Origin of the sequence: Mycobacterium parascrofulaceum ATCC BAA-614 (genome assembly GCF_000164135.1) — a bacterium.
Taxonomy (GTDB): Bacteria; Actinomycetota; Actinomycetes; order Mycobacteriales; family Mycobacteriaceae; genus Mycobacterium; species Mycobacterium parascrofulaceum.
In genome coordinates this window covers 1-2,034 of the sequence record NZ_GG770589.1, presented here as the reverse complement: position 1 = coordinate 2,034, position 2,034 = coordinate 1, and the positions used below count along the sequence as shown (strand labels likewise).

The 2,034-nt window shown below is 67.9% G+C and carries 3 pseudogenes; all 3 read left to right on the top strand.

Going from position 1 to position 2,034, the window contains the following annotated elements:
• Nucleotides 1–50: 50 nt before the first annotated feature.
• Nucleotides 51–407, top strand: a pseudogene (locus HMPREF0591_RS34780) (transposase); the annotation flags it as partial.
• Between the two features lie 432 nt (nt 408–839).
• Nucleotides 840–1,076 (top strand): annotated as a pseudogene (locus tag HMPREF0591_RS34775) (IS5/IS1182 family transposase); the annotation flags it as partial.
• Nucleotides 1,077–1,319: 243 nt separating this feature from the next.
• Nucleotides 1,320–1,865: pseudogene (locus HMPREF0591_RS34770) on the top strand (transposase); the annotation flags it as partial.
• Nucleotides 1,866–2,034 lie beyond the last annotated feature (169 nt).

Below are 2,034 nucleotides of genomic sequence, written 5' to 3'. Positions count from 1 at the left end.
CCTAGGAGACCTCTGAATAACCCGCGATTCGGTCGTCGTGTCTGACGGCTGTGCGCCATGTGGCGTGTGATGATCTTGTGGTGCAAGGGATTACGCGGTCGGATCGGGAGTTGTTGGACGCGCAGGCGCTGGTCGGGGAGCTGGTGCCGCCGGGGAGCGTGTTCGCGTTTTTGGCCGAGCACCGCCATGAGCTGTTCCCGGATTCGTTCATCGCGGATCTGTTCCGCTCCTCGACTGGGCGGCCGTCGCTGCCGGCGGATCTGATCGGGTCGGTGCTGGTGCTCAAGGAACTCTACGACCTGTCCGATCCGCAGACCGCCGAGGCGCTGCGCTATGACATCCGCTGGAAGGTGGCGTGTGGGCGAGCGTTGACGCAGACCTCGTTCGACCCGTCCACGCTGGTGTATTGGCGGAAGCGGATCGCTGCCTCGGCTCGCCCGGACCGGGTGTTTGACGCGGTGGCGCGGGTCATCGCCGAGACCGGGATTCTGCGCGGGCGTCGCAAGCGGTGTGTGGATTCGACGGTGTTTGATGACGCGGTGGCCACCCAGGACACGGTTATCCAGCTGGTGGCGGCGATGCGCAAGGTGGCGCGGTGCGTGCCCGGCGCGCAAGCGGTGATCGCGCAGGTGGCGAGGCGGGATTATTCGAAGCCTGGCAAGCCCGACATCGACTGGGACGACGCGCAGGCCAAGCAGAATCTGGTGTCGGATCTGGTCAACGACGCGCTGGCGGTGCTGGCCGAGCTCACTGGCGAGGACGCGCCCCAGCGGGAGGGGCCTGCGGCGGACGCGGTGGGGCTGCTGGCGCTGGTGGCTGGCCAGGATGTGGAGCCCGCCGAGGGCTCTGATGGCACCGATGGGCGGTGGCGCATCGCGCGGCGGGTGGCGCCGGATCGGATGATCTCCACTGTCGATCCCGAGGCCCGCCACACCCGTAAATCCAAATCCACCCGCCGCGACGGGTTCCGCGGGCATGTCAGCGCGGAGCCGGACACGGGGCTGATCACCGATGCCGAGCTCACCATGGCCTCTGGTGAGGAAGGCAGCGACGCGGTGGTGGGCGAGAAGATGATCGCCCGCGACCGCTACCACCAGCCCGGCACCGCCAGCGGCGGCGCAGACCCGGTCGCACCCACCGATTCCGACCCCGCCGACGCTGGCGTCGCGGATCAGGTGATCGCTGATCACGGCGCGGCTGGATCGGATACGACCGGCTCCACCCAACCGGGTGAGCAGTCCACCTGCTCGGTTGGTGCGGTCGCGGACGTGGGCGTCGAGCACGCCGACGGCGGTGCCGGCGCCGAGCAACGCCCAGGGTTGCAGGTGTACGGGGATTCTGCCTACGGCACCGGAAAGGCGCGCGCCGCCTACGTTGAAGCCGGGCACGACACGGTGATCAAACCCAAGCCGCTGCAACCGGCCGTGCCGGGCGGGTTCACCCTCGACGACTTCGCCATCGACGAGCAGGCAGCCACGGTGACCTGCCCCGGCGGGCACACCCGCGCCATGAGCCCGAAACGGACTGTGACCTTTGCTCGGGTGTGCATGGACTGCCCGCTGCGTTCGCGCTGCACCACCGCCCGCGATGGGCGGTCGATGACGATCCACGAGCACGAGCAGCTGTTGCGCGCTGCCCGCGCGCAGGCCCGCACCCCCGAGTTCCAGCAGACCTACCCCACCCGCTCGGTCGTGGAACGGATCATCGCCTGGACCGCCACCAGCCGCGGCCGCCGGATCAAGCTGCGTTACCTGGGCGTCGACAAAAACCACTCCTGGCTTCGAACCCGTTGCGCCGCAATCAATCTCCGAACACTCGTCGGAAATGGACTGACCCGCATCGACGGAGCGTGGGCCCTGGCCTGACCACCAGGGCCGCAGCGGCTCTTGATCAAGCCCTGAGACATGCCCAAACTGGTATCGGCGCGAAGAACGACCACGTTGTCGACCAATCAGGTCTGACCTACTGCCGAAGAAACGGCCTTGTCGGCGTTCTTCCCGCCCCACCTCGACCCGTTGTTCAGAGCACTCCTAG